The organism is Streptomyces sp. A18, from assembly GCF_059026065.1.
The window spans coordinates 42,064-57,953 of record NZ_JBWLKL010000036.1 but is presented as its reverse complement, the minus strand read 5'-3'; the positions used below and the strand labels follow the sequence as shown (position 1 = coordinate 57,953).

The 15,890-nt window shown below is 70.9% G+C and carries 16 protein-coding genes; 7 read left to right on the top strand and 9 right to left on the bottom strand.

What is annotated here, in order from left to right; translation table 11 throughout:
• Nucleotides 1-8 precede the first annotated feature (8 nt).
• On the bottom strand, nt 9-827 hold the full coding sequence (locus AC5P1C_RS35260; protein WP_493870079.1) for a menaquinone biosynthetic enzyme MqnA/MqnD family protein: 819 nt from the start codon (nt 825-827) through the stop codon (nt 9-11).
• A 399-nt stretch (nt 828-1,226) separates the two neighbouring features.
• Here AC5P1C_RS35260 and AC5P1C_RS35255 point away from each other — a divergent pair, with 399 nt between their 5' ends.
• Complete coding sequence (locus tag AC5P1C_RS35255; RefSeq protein WP_018528239.1) at nt 1,227-1,430, top strand: cold-shock protein; 204 nt, start codon at nt 1,227-1,229, stop codon at nt 1,428-1,430.
• 297 nt (nt 1,431-1,727) lie between these two features.
• On the opposite strand, the gene AC5P1C_RS35250 is transcribed toward AC5P1C_RS35255, so the two are convergent.
• The 6 genes from AC5P1C_RS35250 to AC5P1C_RS35225 are packed head-to-tail and all read right to left on the bottom strand — an operon-like array spanning nt 1,728 to nt 8,189.
• Nucleotides 1,728-2,537, bottom strand: a complete 810-nt coding sequence (locus tag AC5P1C_RS35250; RefSeq protein WP_493870058.1) for an ABC transporter ATP-binding protein — start codon at nt 2,535-2,537, stop codon at nt 1,728-1,730.
• Entirely contained in the window at nt 2,537-3,487 is a 951-nt protein-coding gene (locus AC5P1C_RS35245; protein WP_493870057.1) for an ABC transporter ATP-binding protein, read from the bottom strand. Before AC5P1C_RS35245 ends, AC5P1C_RS35250 begins: the two co-directional genes overlap by 1 nt.
• A 3-nt stretch (nt 3,488-3,490) precedes the next feature.
• A complete protein-coding gene (locus tag AC5P1C_RS35240) occupies nt 3,491-4,345 on the bottom strand; it encodes an ABC transporter permease (protein ID WP_493870056.1) in 855 nt (284 codons plus the stop codon).
• On the bottom strand, nt 4,345-5,292 hold the full coding sequence (locus AC5P1C_RS35235; RefSeq protein WP_493870055.1) for an ABC transporter permease: 948 nt from the start codon (nt 5,290-5,292) through the stop codon (nt 4,345-4,347). The genes AC5P1C_RS35240 and AC5P1C_RS35235 overlap by 1 nt, the downstream gene beginning before the upstream one ends.
• Nucleotides 5,293-5,301: 9 nt before the next feature.
• Complete coding sequence (locus AC5P1C_RS35230; protein ID WP_493870054.1) at nt 5,302-6,957, bottom strand: ABC transporter substrate-binding protein; 1,656 nt, start codon at nt 6,955-6,957, stop codon at nt 5,302-5,304.
• Nucleotides 6,954-8,189 carry a C45 family autoproteolytic acyltransferase/hydrolase gene (locus tag AC5P1C_RS35225; protein ID WP_493870053.1) on the bottom strand — a complete coding sequence of 412 codons (1,236 nt, stop codon included), beginning with the start codon at nt 8,187-8,189 and terminating at the stop codon, nt 6,954-6,956. Before AC5P1C_RS35225 ends, AC5P1C_RS35230 begins: the two co-directional genes overlap by 4 nt.
• A gap of 121 nt (nt 8,190-8,310) precedes the next feature.
• On the opposite strand from AC5P1C_RS35225, the gene AC5P1C_RS35220 reads away from it, so the two are divergent.
• On the top strand, nt 8,311-9,234 hold the full coding sequence (locus AC5P1C_RS35220) for a MurR/RpiR family transcriptional regulator (RefSeq protein WP_493870052.1): 924 nt from the start codon (nt 8,311-8,313) through the stop codon (nt 9,232-9,234).
• 318 nt (nt 9,235-9,552) lie between these two features.
• Here AC5P1C_RS35220 and AC5P1C_RS35215 read toward each other — a convergent pair whose 3' ends face one another.
• The gene (locus AC5P1C_RS35215; protein ID WP_493870051.1) at nt 9,553-10,134 is read right to left on the bottom strand and encodes a helix-turn-helix domain-containing protein; all 582 of its coding nucleotides are present in this window, start codon (nt 10,132-10,134) and stop codon (nt 9,553-9,555) included.
• 96 nt (nt 10,135-10,230) lie between these two features.
• Between AC5P1C_RS35215 and AC5P1C_RS35210 the strand changes: the two genes are divergently transcribed.
• Together AC5P1C_RS35210 and AC5P1C_RS35205 are read left to right on the top strand one after the other, a co-directional pair.
• Complete coding sequence (locus AC5P1C_RS35210; RefSeq protein ID WP_493870050.1) at nt 10,231-11,010, top strand: AzlC family ABC transporter permease; 780 nt, start codon at nt 10,231-10,233, stop codon at nt 11,008-11,010.
• Complete coding sequence (locus AC5P1C_RS35205) at nt 11,007-11,321, top strand: AzlD domain-containing protein (protein WP_493870049.1); 315 nt, start codon at nt 11,007-11,009, stop codon at nt 11,319-11,321. Before AC5P1C_RS35210 ends, AC5P1C_RS35205 begins: the two co-directional genes overlap by 4 nt.
• On the opposite strand, the gene AC5P1C_RS35200 is transcribed toward AC5P1C_RS35205, so the two are convergent.
• Entirely contained in the window at nt 11,287-13,092 is a 1,806-nt protein-coding gene (locus AC5P1C_RS35200; protein ID WP_493870048.1) for an AMP-dependent synthetase/ligase, read from the bottom strand. The two genes, AC5P1C_RS35205 and AC5P1C_RS35200, sit on opposite strands and share 35 nt — an antisense overlap.
• A gap of 147 nt (nt 13,093-13,239) precedes the next feature.
• On the opposite strand from AC5P1C_RS35200, the gene AC5P1C_RS35195 reads away from it, so the two are divergent.
• The 3 genes from AC5P1C_RS35195 to AC5P1C_RS35185 all read left to right on the top strand — a co-directional run bounded on the left by AC5P1C_RS35195 (nt 13,240) and on the right by AC5P1C_RS35185 (nt 15,860).
• Entirely contained in the window at nt 13,240-14,256 is a 1,017-nt protein-coding gene (locus tag AC5P1C_RS35195) for an AraC family transcriptional regulator (RefSeq protein ID WP_493870047.1), read from the top strand.
• An 87-nt stretch (nt 14,257-14,343) separates the two neighbouring features.
• A complete protein-coding gene (locus tag AC5P1C_RS35190; protein ID WP_493870046.1) occupies nt 14,344-15,510 on the top strand; it encodes a lipase family protein in 1,167 nt (388 codons plus the stop codon).
• A 77-nt stretch (nt 15,511-15,587) separates the two neighbouring features.
• Nucleotides 15,588-15,860 (top strand): DUF1876 domain-containing protein, encoded by a 273-nt coding sequence (locus AC5P1C_RS35185; protein WP_493870045.1) that lies wholly within the window; start codon nt 15,588-15,590, stop codon nt 15,858-15,860.
• Nucleotides 15,861-15,890 lie beyond the last annotated feature (30 nt).

Sequence of the window (15,890 nt, the reverse complement as noted above, 5' to 3'; positions counted from 1 at the left end):
GCCCTGCACTACGGGTGCGACTCCAGGAGCTCCACCCGTACGTCCGCGGGGAAGCCCGTCGTCTCCCCCACCCGGCGCGCGAACTCCGCGACGCCCTCCAACTGCGCGCTCCCGAACCGGAAGTCGAGCGTCGTGAAGTACTGCTCAAGGACCGTCGCGTCGAAGGCCTCCCAGCGCGCGGCCTGCTCGGAGACCTTGGTGACCTCTTCAAGGGAGACGTCACGGGAGGCGAGGAAGGCCTTGTGCACCTCGCGGACGACCGCGGGCTCGCGCGCCGCGTAGTCCTTGCGCGCCGCCCAGACCGCGAAGACGAACGGCAGGCCCGTCCAGTCCTTCCACATCTGGCCCAGGTCGTACACGTCGAGACCCAGCCGCGGGGCGTCGATGAGGTTCGCCCGCAGCGCCGCGTCCCCGATGAGCACGGCGGCGTCCGCCTCCTGCATCATCAGGCCGAGGTCGGGCGGACACGTGTAGTAGTCGGGTCGCACGCCGAAGCGCTCGGCGAGCAGCAGCTGCGCCAGGCGCACGGAGGTGCGCGAGGTCGAGCCGAGCGCGACCCTGGCGCCGTCCAGCTGGTCGAGCGGGACCTGCGAGACGATCACGCAGGACATCACCGGGCCGTCGCAGCCGACCGCGAGATTCGGGAAAGCGACGAGATCGTCGGCGTTCCTGAGGAACTCGACGAGAGTGACGGGGGCGATATCGAGATCGCCCCGTACCAGCTGCTCGCTGAGCTTCTCCGGGGTGTCCTTTGTGAGCTCGAAGTCGAGCAGCGTTCCGGTCCGCGCGAGCCCCCAGTACAGGGGCATGCAGTTCAGGAACTGAATGTGACCGACGCGCGGCCGGGGGGTACGACGGCCGGGGAGCTGGTCTGAGCCCGCCCCGGCGAGGGTGTCAACGGGAGGATTGTCCACATCGGGGAGGCTAGCCCCCTTGCGGTACGGTGCAGAAAGCGGGGCCCCGATCCTGCCTTTGTCAAGAGCTCCGGACCTGGTCCGTCAACCCCTCTGGGGGGTCCGTCAAACATCCGGGTGACGTGATCTTGCCCCCTATTGCTTTCGGCTGCCTGCGTGCTAAGCTCGCCGCAAGTTGCAGTTTGGTTTCCCTTGCAGTACAGAGCCTGCGGAGCATGTGACCCGCGGGCTCTCGTCGTTTTCAGACTTATGCAGTTGTTTCAACAATCGCAGGTTCTGGAGCAGGGCAACCCTTTGGCCCAAGGAGGGCTTATGGCTACCGGAACCGTGAAGTGGTTCAACGCCGAAAAGGGCTTTGGATTCATCGCCCAGGAAGGCGGAGGCCCCGACGTCTTCGTCCACTACTCCGCGATCAACGCGAACGGCTTCCGCTCCCTTGAGGAGAACCAGGCCGTGAGCTTCGACGTCACGCAGGGCCCGAAGGGTCCGCAGGCGGAGAACGTCACCCCCCAGTAGTGGGGCGCCCCATGCAGATGGGGCGTGTGACAGTTCCGGTGACTTGATCCGGACATGGATAGCAGTACCCAAGGAGCCCCTCCTTTTCGCGCGAGCGAATCGGCGGGGCTCCTGCCTTTTTCTGGCGGGGGCGCCTCTAGCTGGGGGGACCTCTTCGTCTGCGGGTGGCCTCTTCTTCTGGGGGTGGCCTCTTCTTCTGCGGGTGCGCTGGGGCTGGGCGCGCAGTTCCCCGCGCCCCTTCCGGGGCGCTACAGCTCTGTGGCTGGGCTCGCAGTTCCCCGCGCCCCCTTCGGGGCGCTACATCAGTGCCGCCCTTGCCTTGATCGCGTCGGACGGGTTCCAGCCCTCGCCCGGGACCGATGCCAGGAGCAACGTCGTATACGGGTCCTCGGGGGCCGTCAGGACTCGGGGCGTCGGGCCCTGTTCCACCACCTTGCCGCGGCGCATCACCAGGACCTCGTCCGTGATGTGCTGGACGACCGCCAGGTCGTGGCTGACGAAGACCAGGGCCACCCCGGTGTCCCGGCGGATCTCGCCGAGCAGTTGGAGGATCTGGGCCTGGATCGACACGTCCAGCGCCGCCACCGCCTCGTCGAGGACCAGGACCTGCGGGTCCACCGCCAGTGCCCTCGCGATGGCCAGGCGCTGGCGCTGGCCGCCGGAGAGTTCGCGGGGGCGGGCGCCGGCCTCCCGGGTGCCCAGGCCCACCCGGTCCAGGAGCCCTGCCGCCAGCTCCTCGTCCCTGCCGTGCAAGCGCAGGGCCGTGCGGAGGCACTGGGTGGAGGTGAGGCGGGGGTCCAGGGAGAGGTACGGGTCCTGGAAGACCATCTGGATCTCCCTGGCCCTGGCCAGGCGTGCGGTCCGCTTCCGGGGTGTACGGGCCTCGCGCGGGCGGCCGTTCACGCTCACCGTCCCCGTGTCCTGGCGGGCAAGGCCCACCAGCATGCGGGCCACGGTCGTCTTGCCCGAGCCCGATTCGCCCACGATTCCCATGGAGCCGCCGGGTCGAACCGTGAACGTCACGTTCTCGGCCGCCTGGTGGCGGCCGCCGCCCGGCAGCGCGTAGCTCTTGCTGAGGCTGTCCACCGTCAAAAGGTCCTGGGGCATCAGTGGGTCACCTCTGTTGTGGCGGAACGCCTGTCCACGACCGCGCAGGCCACCGTCCCGCCGTCGTCCAGTTTCAACTGCTGCGGAGTCCACGTCTCGCACCCCGCCTCCGACTCCCCGCACCTCGACACGAACGGACAGCCCGCGAAGGTGTCCGAGAGAGACGGCGGGCGGCCCTGGATCGGGTGGAGGGTGTGCGTCGTGTCGCCCAGGGTGGGCGAGCAGGAGAGAAGGCCGCGTGTGTAGGGGTGTGCGGGGGTGTCGAACAGGGCCTTCGCCGAGCGCTCTTCCGCCACCCGGCCCGCGTACATGACGTACACGCGGTCGCAGTACGCGGCCGCCAGATGCAGGTCGTGGGTGATGAAGAGGAGGCCCAGGTCCCGGGTGGCGCGCAGGTGGCGCAGGAGGGCCAGGATCTCGGCCTGCGTGGTGACGTCAAGCGCGCTGGTCGCCTCGTCCGCCAGCAACAGGCTCGGCTCCGCCGCGAGCGCGCCCGCGATGACCACGCGTTGCAGCATGCCGCCGGACAGTTCGTGCGGGCGCTGGCGCACGCGGTGTTCGGGGTCCGAGAGGCCTACCGCGTCGAGGAGTTCTACCGCGCCCTCGCGCGTCGCTCCCCTCTCCACCAGGAAGTCGCCGATGCGGCGGACCGGGTTGAGGGCGGCGCGGGGGTCCTGGTGGACCATGGCCACCGTGCGTGCGCGGTGTGTCCGCAGGGCCTCGCCCGTGAGGGTCAGGATTTCGGTGCCGTTCACGCGGACCGAGCCCGATGTCACCGCGTCGGTCGGAAGGAGGCCCAGTGCCGCCTTCGCCGTCGTCGACTTGCCTGAGCCCGACTCGCCCACCAGGCCCACTACTTCGCCCGGCCGCACGGTGAGGGACACCGAGTCCAGGAGCGGCCTGGCCGCGCCCGGCACCCGCAAGGTGAGGTCTTCGATATCGAGGAGCATGGGTCACTGCCTCCCTAGCCGGTCGGCGGCCCAGACCCCGACCACGTTGAAGGACACGACGACCAGGGCGATGGCCGTGCCGGGAACCAGGGCCGGGAGCAGCGCGCCCTGGACCACGGCCGCCTGCCCCTCCTGCACCATCAAGCCCCAGTCGGAGGACGGTGGTTGGGCGCCGAAGCCCAGGTAGGAGAGGGTCGCGAGGGACATGAGGGCTTCGCCGAACAGGACCACCAAGTAGCCGAGGATCGCTCGGCCCAGGTTCGGCACCAGGTGGGCCACGCAGATCCGCGCGCCGCCCATTCCCTGCACCCGGTACGCGTCGACGTACGGCTTGCGTGCCTCCGAAAGGGCCAGTGAGCGGACGTACTTGGCGATCGTCGGGGTGAAGGCCAGCCCAAGGGCCAGGACGGACGTCGTCATTCCGGCGCCGAAGACCGCGATGATCAGGACGGTGAACAGCAGGCCCGGGAACGCGTACATCACGTCGGTGAGCCGTGAGACCAGCGCGTCCACCCATCCCCCGCGCCAGGCGGCGAGCACGCCGAGCGTGACGCCGAGTACGGCCGCTACGGCGAGGAGCAGGATCGGTGCGATCAGGCTCGTACGGGTTCCGTACAGCGCGCGTGACAGCAGGTCCTGGCCGGATGAGTCGGTGCCAAGGAGGTGATCGCCCGACGTTCCGACCAGGGATGCCGAGAGGTCGATCGCGTCGGGGGCGTAGGGCGCGAGCAGCGGTGCGAACAGCGCCGCGAGCACGACCAGGACGAGCAGGCCCGCGGCCACCATCACCCCGGCGGGGCGTCGGCGGCGTACGGCCAGGGGTGCCAGTGCGACGGCGGGAGGAGATTCAGCAGTCATCAGGAACGCGCCTCCTTCACGCGTGGGTCGAGCAGCGGGTGGACCACGTCCACCAGCGTCGTCACGACGATGTAGCCGGTGACCATGAGCAGCAGGACCGCCTGCGCCACGGGGAAGTCGTGCGTATTGATCGCGCCCACCAGGAGCGAGCCGATGCCGCTGATGCCGAAGGCCGTCTCGACGACCACCGTGCCCGCGAGCATGCCCGCCATGACGAGTCCGCACATCGTGATGATCGGCCCGAGCGCGTTGCGCAGGACGTGCCGTCGGATGATGTCCCGCTCAGGCACACCGGATGCGCGTGCCGCCTCCACGTGGTCCGACGCTGCGGCGTCCGCCATCGCCTGCCGGGTGACCCGGCTGATGATGGCGAGCGCGCCGAGCGCCAACGACAGGGCGGGCAGCGTCAGATGGTGCAGCGTGCCGCCGAATCCCTCTCCGGAGCCCGAGACCGGGAACCACCCCAGCTGTACCCCGAAGAGTGAGACGAGCGCGATGGCCGCCACGAACGAAGGCACCGACGCCGCGAGCGTCGTGCCGCCGACCACCGCCGAGTCGACCCACGTGGACCGCTTGACCGCGGCCAGGATTCCGGCGCCGACGCCCAGGACGACGAACAACACCGTGGCATAGGCGACGAGTTGGAGTGTGGTCGGGAAGCGGGCCGTCACCAGGTCCGCCACCTGGTCGCTGTACTTGAAGGAGCGTCCCAGGTCGAAGTGGACGCAGTCCCACAGCCAACGTCCGTACTGGATCACCAGCGGCTCGTCCAGGTGGTACTGGGAGCGGACCTGGGCCAGACGCTCCGGGGTCAGCTTGTCCCGGCCGCCGGCGAGGAAGACCGCCGGGTCACCTGGCGCCGCGTACACGGCGGCGAAGATGACGAACGAGGCGGCGAAGAGGGTGGCGAGGAGGCCGGCGAGGCGGCGCGATATGCGGGCGAGCACGGCTCTCACCTAGCCTTTCTTGAGGCCGAGTTCGGCGGCCCACGGGTAGTAGAGGTAGGCCTGCGACGCGGGCGGGCCCGTCAGCTTGTCGCTGACGACCAGGGCCGACGGGACCTGTGCGACGGAGATCCAGACGCCCGCGTCCACGAACCGCTTCTGTACGTCGATCGCGAGCTCGGCCCGCTTCGCGTCGTCCAGGGTGCTGAGCGCCTGATGGACCAACTTGTCGTACGTGGCGTTCTTGAAGCCCACCCAGTTGTTCGGGGAGTCGGAGAGGCCGTTGTCGTAGAAGCCCATGGGGTCGGCCTTGGAGATGTACCAGTCGCCGACCAGCACGTCGATGTCGGCCCGCGCGGCCGGATCGCTGTAGAACTCCTCGAACTGGGCCGTCGGCACCGTCTTGATCTGCCCCTTGAGGCCGATCCGCTGGAGCGCGGAGCGCACCGCGTTCGCGACGACCGTGCGGCCCTGGCTGCTGTCCGTGCCGATCACGATGGGGTCGGTCGGCGCGCCTGCCTCCTTCACCAGCTCCTTGGCCTTCGCCAGGTCGTCGGCGGTGGGCGTTGCGGGCGCGGAGGCCGCCAACTCCTTCTGGGCCGCCTCGAATTCGGGCTTCTCGTATCCCCAGGCGCCCGAGCCGACCGGGGTGGCCCACGGCTGGACGAGGCCGCCGTAGCCCGACTTCGCGATGCCGGTCCGGTCGATCGCGAGGGACAGGGCCCGGCGGATCTGCGGGTCCTTCAGGCCGCCGCGGGCCGTCGGGATGAGGACCAGCGATGCCGTGGACGGGCCGTAGTGCTGGTCGAGTCCCTTGCTGGTGCGCAGGGCGGACGCGGTGTTCGGGGATTCGGCGTACGCACCGTCGGCGGCGCCCGTCTTCAGGGCGTTGACCAGCGCGCTGTCGGAGGCCCAGCGGAAGACGACCTGCCGGGTCAGCGGCTTCTTGCCCCAGTACCCGTCGTACGCCTCGATGGTGATCGAGTCGCCGGACTTCCAGCCCTTCAGTGCGTACGGGCCGCTGCACGCGTCGCCCTGCCCCGGCGTACCGAAGTCCTTTCCGGCAGCGACCACTTGCTCCTTGTTCCACACGATGCCCGCGTCACCGGCGAGTGCCTTCGTGAAGAGCGCGTCGGGGGACTTGAAGCGGATGGTGATCTCGCGGTCGCCGGTCTTCTTCATGGACTTGACGTTGCCGAACTCATCCGCCTGCTCCATGTCCGGATCGGCGTGCCGCTTCAGCGACCACAGGACGTCGTCGGCGGTCAGCTTCGATCCGTCGTGGAAGGTGACGCCGTCCCGGATGCTCAGGACGAGGGTCTTGTCGTCGGGCGTGCCCGCCTTCTCGGCGAGGAAGGGCTTCGTCGTCATGTCGGGCTGCAGTTGGTAGAGCCGCTCGCAGACGTTCGTGAGGACGACACGGCCCGCGCTCGTCCCCTGGGTGTCGAGGTCGAGCGAGTCCGGCTCGTCCTCCAGGAGCCAATTCGCCTTGTCCAGCGCGCCCTTGGCCGCGGCGGTCGTCGCGCTCAGCTTCAGCTTCGCGGCGTCGGCGGGCTTGCCGCCGGTCGCGGCCGTGTCGGCGCCGCTGCAGCCGACGGCGGTGAGGAGCGTGGCCACGGCGATACCGGCGACCACCGGCCGCTTCGGGGTCCTGGTGGTGGGCGTCATCTGTTGTCTCCGTACGGGCCGTCGTAGAGGTTCCAGGGCATGTGCTGGTAGTCGCGGTCGCAGGGGGTGCCCGCCGTGACGTGGTAGTCGCCGGTGGTCAGGTCCACGCAGGAGGAGACGAGCGTGGACCAGTGCTTGACCTCGGGCTTGCGCGGGTCGGGGTGGGTGCAGAGCGACTCGGGGTGGCCCAGGTGGTCGGACATGGCCTGCTTGATCAGCTTGCGGGACTCGTCGGCGCCGGTGGAGGAGCGCAGGGCACCCAGGCCCTGTTCCGCGCGGGGGACGCGGACGAGCGAATCCGACGACATGGGGCGGTAGTTCGCGGCGATCGCGGCCGGGATGCCCGCCTGGTAGTGGTTGCCGTGCACCAGGAGGCCGTCCGTGGGGTACATCCAGCCGTGCCCCGCGGGTGTCGTCTCCAGGTCGACGGCGAAGCCCTCGCGGCAGGTCAGCAGGGCGTTCGACGCGATGTGCGCGCGGGTGCGGCAGAGGACTTCCAGGGCGTCGGTGATGGAGTGCTGGTCCAGGACGCTGCGTCGTACGACGGTCTGGGGGAGGCCGATCGCGTCGCTGAAGCGGCCGCCGAGGCCGTTCGCGTTGAGGGCGATGCCCGCCGAGTTGGCGCCCTGGCGGCCGATCTGGCCCGCCTCGACCTGCATGATCAGGGTGGGGTGCGGGGGCTGGACGATGCGCAGCATGACGACGGTGTCGCCGACTCCGGCCCGCCAGTCCCAGTTCTGTCCGGCCCAGACGTGGCCGTCCCCGCTGGCTTCTCCGTACGCGGCGAAGGAGGTGCAGCCCTCGGCGGGCTCTTCCTCCTCGCTCTTCACGTCGGCGCTCTTCGTGTCGGCGCTCTTCATGTCGGCGCTCTTCATGTCGGCGAAGGAGCGGTCGTAGATGACCTCGCCGCGGGCATTGAGGGCGAGGATGTCGTCGAGGGCGACTCCCGCGCCCTCCGCGATGCCGCGCATCTCCTCCAGGAGGTGGGGCGCGTAGTCGCGGACGGGCTGCGTCCAGCGGGCGGCGCGGGTGGCGACCTGGTTCCAGGTCAGTCCCGACGACTGGCCGAACGCCTCCTCGTAGTACGCGAGAGCGGCGTGCAGTTGGGGGCGGACGGCTTCGCCGTACTGGTGGCCGCGCTCCAGAGGGGTGCCGGATATCTCGATGAGCGGGAGGGAGCGTGCGGAGTTCTCGGAGCGTTCAGGGGCAGCGGGGGCGGTGCGGGGTGCCATTGTTCTCCTCGCGACGGAGAGCTTCCGGCGACTGTCCTGTAACGTCGATTACAGGAAGCTCTCCTTCTGGAATGCGTTGCCCAGGAGAGTAACGGCCATCACACGAGAGTCAATAGCTGTAATGGAAATTTCAGAGGATCAGACGGGGTCCGGCGACACCACGGGCGGGGCGGGGCTCGCCCGGCTGCGGGCCGCCGTGCGCGACCAGTGGGAGACACTCTCGACGTCCGAGCGCGCCGTCGCCCAGTACGTGGTCAGCGCCCCCGTCGAGTCGCTGCTCTTCGCCAGCGCCCAGGAGCTCGGCACGGCGAGCGGCACCAGTAACGCGACGGTCGTCCGCGCCATGCAGCGCCTGGGGTACGCGGGCCTGCCCGCGCTCAAGCGGGAGCTGACGTCGGACTTCACGTCGGCGGTGCCGCCCGAGGTGCGCCTGCGGCAGCGCATCGCGCACGTGGGCCGGGACCTGGACGACATCTGGGGCGAGGTGTTCGACGAGGCCCAGGAACGCATCGAGCACGCGCGCCGCCTGACGCCGGGCGAGGCGCTACGGGACGCGGTGGGCTTCCTCGCCCAGGCTCCCGAGATCCACTGCTACGGGGTGGCGGCATCCGAACTGGCCGCGCGCCACCTGGCGTTGGCCCTCGGCAGGATCGGCCGCAGGGCCCGCTACTTCGGGGACACCGGGTTCACCCTCGCCGACCGTCTGCTGGCCGTGCGGCAGGGGGACGCCGTGGTGATCTTCCAGCCGGGGCGTGCGCTGACCGAGCTGACGGTCCTGATAGAGCGGGCGCGGGCGGTGGGGGCACGGGTCGTCCTCGTCACGGACGAGCTGGCGGAGCTGTACGGGCCGCGGGTGGACGCGGTCCTGACGGCGCCGCATACGCCTACCGGCATCACCACGGAGGCACTCACCGCGCTGGTGGTGGCTGACGCGTTGCTCCTTGCTCTGGCGACGCTGGACGAGGGCCGCGCGGTGGAGACCTCGCATCAACTGACTGCCCTGCGTGAGCAGTTGCTGGCCCCTGGGCCTCGGAAGAAGTCGTAGGCCGGCTTTTGACTGCTGCGCCGTCGTGGCTTGTCGCGCCGTTCCCCGCACCCCTGACGGGGCCCGGCCGCGCGTCCTGGTCTCCTGCGCCGTCGTGGCTTGCCGCGCCGCTCCCCGCGCCCCTGACGGGGCCCGGCCGCGCGTCCTGGACTGCTGCGCCGTCGTGGCTTGCCGCGCCGCTCCCCGCGCCCCTGACGGGGCCCGGCCGTGCGTCCTGGTCTCCTGCGCCGTCGTGGCTTGTCGCGCCGTTCCCCGCGCCCCTGGCGGGGCCCGGTCCCAGCTTCCTGCCCGCGGGTTCGTCGTGGCCGGGCGCGCCGTCTAGTTGTGCTGCATGATCAAGACGAACGTTGTGCCCGGCTCCAAGGCCTCGTACAGGTGGGGGACGTCGCCCCTGTACGACATGTAGTCCCCTGCCGCCAGCTCCACCGTCTCGTCTCGCGGGCCCGCCAGCAGTCGGCCCGTGCTGACGATCAGATGCTCCACCGAGCCGGGAATGTGCGGGTCCGACTCCCGCGCGGAACCCGGCCCCATCGCCCCGTGGTAGATGTCGCGCCGCACACCGGCGGGCCCCGCCGACAGCAATGTCCCCGCGTACGAGGCGCGCTCGGCATGCATCGTGGGGCCCTGCCCGGCCCGGATCACCGTCACCTCGGGCGCGGGCGACTCCACCAGCACGCTGAACGGCACGCCCAGCGCCACCGCCAGGGCCCACAGCGTCTCGATGCCGGGGTTGCCCGTGGCCGCCTCCAGCTGGGACAGCGTCGACTTCGCGACCCCCGCGCGCTTGGCCAGCTCGGAGAGGGAGAGCCCCGCCTTGGCCCGCTCCCGGCGCAACGCGGCCGCGACCCATTCGCGGGGCAGGCGGGATCGGGCGGTGCCGTCGCCCTTGCCGTCAGTCATGCCGTAACCGCTCCCTCACCTCTGAACCGTCGTTCGGTGTAGTGGACAGATCGTTCGCCTTGACGAACGGCGCCCACTCCGCCCATCCTACGACGTATGCGTTCGCCACACCGAACAGACAGCCCGCCACAGCGAACGAACGACGGTTTCGTACGCCTCTCCCACCTTCCCCGCGGCGTCCTGCGCGACATCGCCCTCGTCTGGCTCGCCGACGTCGTCGTCGGCGTCTCCTTCGGCGCGATCGCCGTCGCGGGCGGCCTGCCCGTCTGGGTGCCGGTCCTGATGTCGCTGCTCGTGTACGCGGGCTCCGCGCAGTTCAGCGCGGTCGGCATTCTCGCGGCGGGCGGCGGCCCGGTGGCCGCCGCGGCCACCGGCCTGCTGCTCAACTCCCGCACGGCCGCGTTCAGCCTGGCCGTCGCCGACAGCCTGGGCCGGTCCAGGGCCGCGCGGTTCCTCGGCGCGCACCTCATCACCGACGAGACGGCGGCCTTCGTCCTCGCGCAGCCCGACCAGAAGCGGCGCAAGGCCGCGTTCTGGATATCCGGGCTCGGCCTGTTCGCCGTATGGAACATCAGCGTCCTCGGCGGCGCGCTCGCCGGATCCGCCCTCGGCGACACCGCCCGCTTCGGCCTCGACGCCGCGTTCCCCGCGGTGCTCCTCGCCCTCGTGCTTCCCGCCCTGCGCGGCGACAGCATGACGCGTCGGGCCGCTGCCGCCGGTGCCGTGATCGCGGTCGCCGCCGCGCCGTGGCTGCCCGCCGGGGTGCCGGTGCTGCTTGCGTTGCTCGGCCTCCTCGCGGCGCGGCGCGGGCCGGGCCGTCCGGCGCGCCCCAACAGCCCCGACCGCACCACCGCCCCCCACGGGAGCCCCTCGTGAACGCCTACCTCGCCTGCGTCCTCGTCCTCGCCGCCGGAACGTACGCCTTCCGGCTCGCCGGGCCCCTGCTGCACGGCCGGGTCGAACTGCCCGCTCGCGTCCAGGAGTTGCTGACCGTCGGAGCCACCGTCCTGCTCGTCGCGCTGCTCGCCACCGGCGCGCTCACCGAGGGGTACGGGTTCGCCGGGTGGGCGCGGCCCATCGGCGTCCTGGTCGGCGGGGTGCTCGCCTGGCGGAAGGCGCCCTTCGCCGTGGTCGTGGTCGGCGCCGCGGCGACTACCGCGCTGTTGCGTCTGGCCGGGGTGGCGTAGCTCCTGGCTCGCCCTTCCCGTACAGCGCGTCCACCACCTCCCCGTACCGCTCCGTCACCGCCCGCCTGCGCACCTTCAGGCTCGGTGTGAGCAACCCGCCCTCCACCGTGAAGTCCTCGTCCAGCAGGGCGAATCCGCGGATGCGGGCCGGGCGCGAGACCGCCGCGTTCGCCTCGTCCACCACCTCCTGGACGAGGGCGCGGACGCGGGGGTCGCGCGAGAGCGGCTCGGTCAGTTCCACGCCCTCACGTCCCGCCCAGCCGCCGATCTCCTCCGCGTCCACAGTGATCAGGGCCACCGGGTAGGGGCGCTTGTCGCCCACCATCACCGCGCGCGACACGAAACGCGAGCGCTGGACGGACAGTTCGAAATGGGACGGGGTGAGATTCTTGCCGCCCGAGGTGATGATCAGGTCCTTCTTGCGGCCCGTGATGGTGAGGTAGCCGTCGGCGTCGACGGCACCCAGATCACCGGTGTGCAGCCAGCCCTCGTCGTCCAGGGCATCGCGGGTGGCGGCCGGGTCCGCGTGGTAGCCGGGGAAGACCATCTCGCCCCGGGCGAGGATCTCGCCGTCATCGGCCATGCGGACCTCGCAGCCCTCGATGGGGCGGCCGACCGTGCCGTACCGGACCGCGCCGGGATGGTTCAGGCTGATGACACCGGCCGACTCGGTCATCCCGTACCCCTCGAAGAGCGCAATACCGCAGGCCCGCAGGAAGTCGATGACGTGCGGCGCGATGGGGGCACCACCGGTCAGCGCCCACCGCACGCGCCCTCCGAGCGCCTGCCGGACCAGGTCGTAGAGCGCCTTGTCGGCGGCCTCGTACGCGTCCTGCAGATCGGGCGGAAGGACACCGTCCGCCGCGAGGACCCCGATGCGTACCGCCTCCTCGAACCGTTCGCGGCCCCCCTCCTGGGACTCCGCGAGGGAGAGGACCACGGAGTACACCTTCTCGAACAGGCGCGGCACGGACGGCAGATGCGTGGGCCTCGCCTCGGCCAGTTCACCGACGATCTCCTCGATCTTCCCGCCGAAGAAGCAGAGCTCGCCGCCCTGGATGAGCGTCGTGAACTCGATGAGCTGGGCCAGGAGATGGGCGAGCGGGAGATAGAGGTACGTGGAGTCGCCGGGGCCTCCCTCGATCAGGGGGAGCGTGGCGGACTGGACGGCGCCCAGGTTGGCGTGGGTGAGGAGGCAGCCCTTGGGCAGGCCGGTGGTGCCGGAGGTGTAGATGATGGTGGCCAGGTCGGCGGGGGTGCGGGCCCCGGCGCGGTCCAACAGGGCGTCGGTCGGCGGCAGTTCGGGGCGTCGCTCGCGATCCGTCGTCACCTCCGCCGTCAGCTCCGTCATCTGCAGCACGTGCCGTACGCCGGGCAGGCGGACCCGCAGGCGTTCGATCTTCGCCGCCTGCGTGGCGTTCTCGCAGATCACCACCGAGGCACCGGAGTCGCCGATGACCCACTCGACCTCCTCGTCGCCCGCCGTCGGGTAGACGGGGACGACCACGGCGCCCGCCGCGAAGGTGGCGAAGTGGGCGTAGGTCCACTCGGGCCGGGTCTCGGCGAGGATCGCCACGCAGTCGTCCGGGCGGACGCCGAGGGCGAGTAGCTCCCGGCCGAAGCCCCTCACCCTCGCGCGCAGTTGGTCGTACGAGACTTCCTCCCACGTCCCGCCTCCGGACTTGAACCGGAGTGCGGGCAGCTTGCCGTGGCGGTCGGCCGCCCACTCGGTGAGGACGGCCAGGGTGTCGGGACGCTCCGTCGGCTGCATGCGTACGACGCTAGGGACAGTGCGGGGCTTCGCGGGATGACGGGAAGCGTCAGCGGGGTTGGCCGGGAAGCTCAGCGCGCGGCGGCAACAACGCCGCTTTCGGCGCCGCCGAGTTCGAGAAGGGGCGGGACGGGGGAAGGAAACCCCATGCCCAGCCGGACCATCACCGTCCACCACGTCCGCGCCATGCTGCACGGCGCACAGCGCCAGGGGATCGACACCGTCCCGCTGCTCCGCACCGCCCAGATCCCCCCGCTCCTCCTCGGCGACGACCGGGCCCGCATCACGGAGGTCCAGTTCGCCCGCCTCTTCCGGGAGTTGTACCGCGCCACGGGCGACGAGTTCCTCGGCCTCGGTTCGGCTGCCAGCAGGCCGGGCACCTTCGCGATGATGTGCCACGCGGCCCTCGGCTGCCGCGATCTCGGCGCCGCCATGGAGCGGGGCGTCACCTTCTACGGCCTCTTTCCGGGCGGCCCGGACCTGACGCTCCAGCACCGCGACGCGGGCCGCGCGGTCTTCGCCGTACGCAACGACCTCGAACACGACTACTTCCTCGCCGAGTGCCTCGTCATCATCTGGCACCGCCTGTGCAGCTGGCTCATCGGGCGCCGCATCCCGCTCCACTGGGCCGAGTTCGGGCATCCGCCGCCCCCGCACAAGGACGAGTACGGGCTCCTCTTCGGCTGCCCGGTCCGCTTCGGCACGCCACACACCGGCGCCGGGTTCGACGCGCACTGGCTGTCCGCCCCGCTGATCCGGGACGAGGCGGCGCTTGAGCAGATGCTCGGCCGGGCGCCGTTCGACCTCCTGTCGCGGCGCGAGTACGGGACGACGGTCGCCGAACAGGTCCGGCGCGCCCTCACCCGCGCGCTGCGCTCCTCTCCCCGCCTGCCCTCCCTCGGCGAGATCGCCGCGCGCCTCGCGGTGAGCCCGGCGACGCTGCGGCGCCGCCTCGCCCAGGAGTCCACCTCGTACCAGCAGTTGAAGGACGCCGTGCGGCGCGACGCGGCGATCGCGGGGCTGGCCGAGGGGTCGGAACCGATCGCCGAACTCGCCGCACGGCTCGGCTTCTCCGAGGACACGGCCTTCCATCGGGCTTTCCGGCGGTGGACCGGGACGACGCCCGGCGCCTACCGCTATGAGAACTGGGGTCAACAAAGCTGAGCGCTCCCGCCAGCGCCGGAATTACTCACCAGTCACTACGGTCGTCGCCTGAACACCCCAGCCTCTGAGGACAGTTGGGAGAGCCGCATGCACCAGCACATACGTACCGGCGCGAGAGCCCTGGCCGTGGTGGCCGCGCTCGGACTTTCGGCCATCACCCCGGTGACGGCGCAGGCCGCCCCGGCGGCGGACGCAGCCGCCCCGGGCGACATCGTCAGCTCCGCACCCAGCAGTTTCCATCCCCTCCCGGGCCAGCCGACGAACACCAAGGCCTGGAAGATCGACTACCGCTCGACGACGGCGAAGGGCGACCCGAACACCGTCTCCGGCACGGTCATCGTGCCGCAGGACGGCAGGAAGGGACCCCGCCCCCTCATCACGTACGCCGTCGGGACGATCGGCATGGGCGACCACTGCGCCCCGAGCGCCGGCTTCCCCCGGGGGACCACCCTCGAAGCCAACCTCATCCAGCAACTCACCCTGCGGGGCTGGGCGGTGGCGGTGACGGACTACGAAGGCCTCGGCACCCCCGGCGACCACACCTACACGGTCGGCAGGGCCGAGGGCCACGCCATGCTCGACGCCGCCCGCGCCGCGATCCGCCTTCCGGACGCGGGGCTCGGCGCGGACACGCCGGTCGGGATCATGGGCTACTCGCAGGGCGGACAGGCCTCCGGCTGGGCGGCCGAGCTGCACGGTTCGTACGCCCCCGACCTGAAGGTCAAGGGCACGGCGGCCGGCGGAGTGCCCGGTGACCTGATGAAGGTGGCGGACTTCAACGACGGCTCGTACGGCTCCGGCCTGATCTTCATGGCTGCCATCGGCCAGAACGCGGCCTTCCCCGAGCTGAACCTGGAGTCGTACCTGAACCCGGCGGGCAAGAAGCTGATCGGCACGCTGCGCGACAGCTGTGTGGCGGACGGTGCGGTGCTCGGCGCCTTCAAGAAGATCTCCGACATGACGGTGAAGAACCCCCTCGACCAGCCGGACTGGCAGCAGCGCCTGCGCGAGTCGGCGGTCGGCACGCGGGCTCCGGACGCGCCGGTGTACCAGTACCACGTGATCACCGACGAGCTGATCCCGTACGGCGTGGGCAAGCAGGTCCGCAAGGACTGGTGCGCGAAGGGCGCCACCGTGGAGTGGCACACCGTGCCACTGGGCGAGCACGTCTCCGGGGTCATCACGCAGTCGCCACTGGCGGCGAACTGGCTGGCGGACCGCTTCGCGGGGAAGCCCGCGCGCGGCAACTGCTAGCGGTCTCCGTGCCGCCCGCTGGACCACGGCGGGCGGCCGGGCGCACTCTGGAAGCAGGTGTTCCGGAGGTGATGGTGATGATGGAAACCACTGTGGGCTGGCACGTGGAGCTTGAATTCGAGGAGGACGCCCACCGCACCCGTGCGGCAGCCCTCGTACGACTCCCCGACGGGAGTGAGGTGCGGGCGCACGGATACGCGAGCCGACACCCTGCCGATTCGTCGCAGCCACGGGTCGGCGAGGAGATCGCGGGGGCGCGAGCCCTGAACGAGCTGGCGATGCAGCTCCTGACGAAGGCGCACGGCGAGATCGACGAGGCTTCGGGCCGCACGTCACACGCGTTGAGGTGAGGTACGGGCCGGGCATGGGGTGAGGGGGCT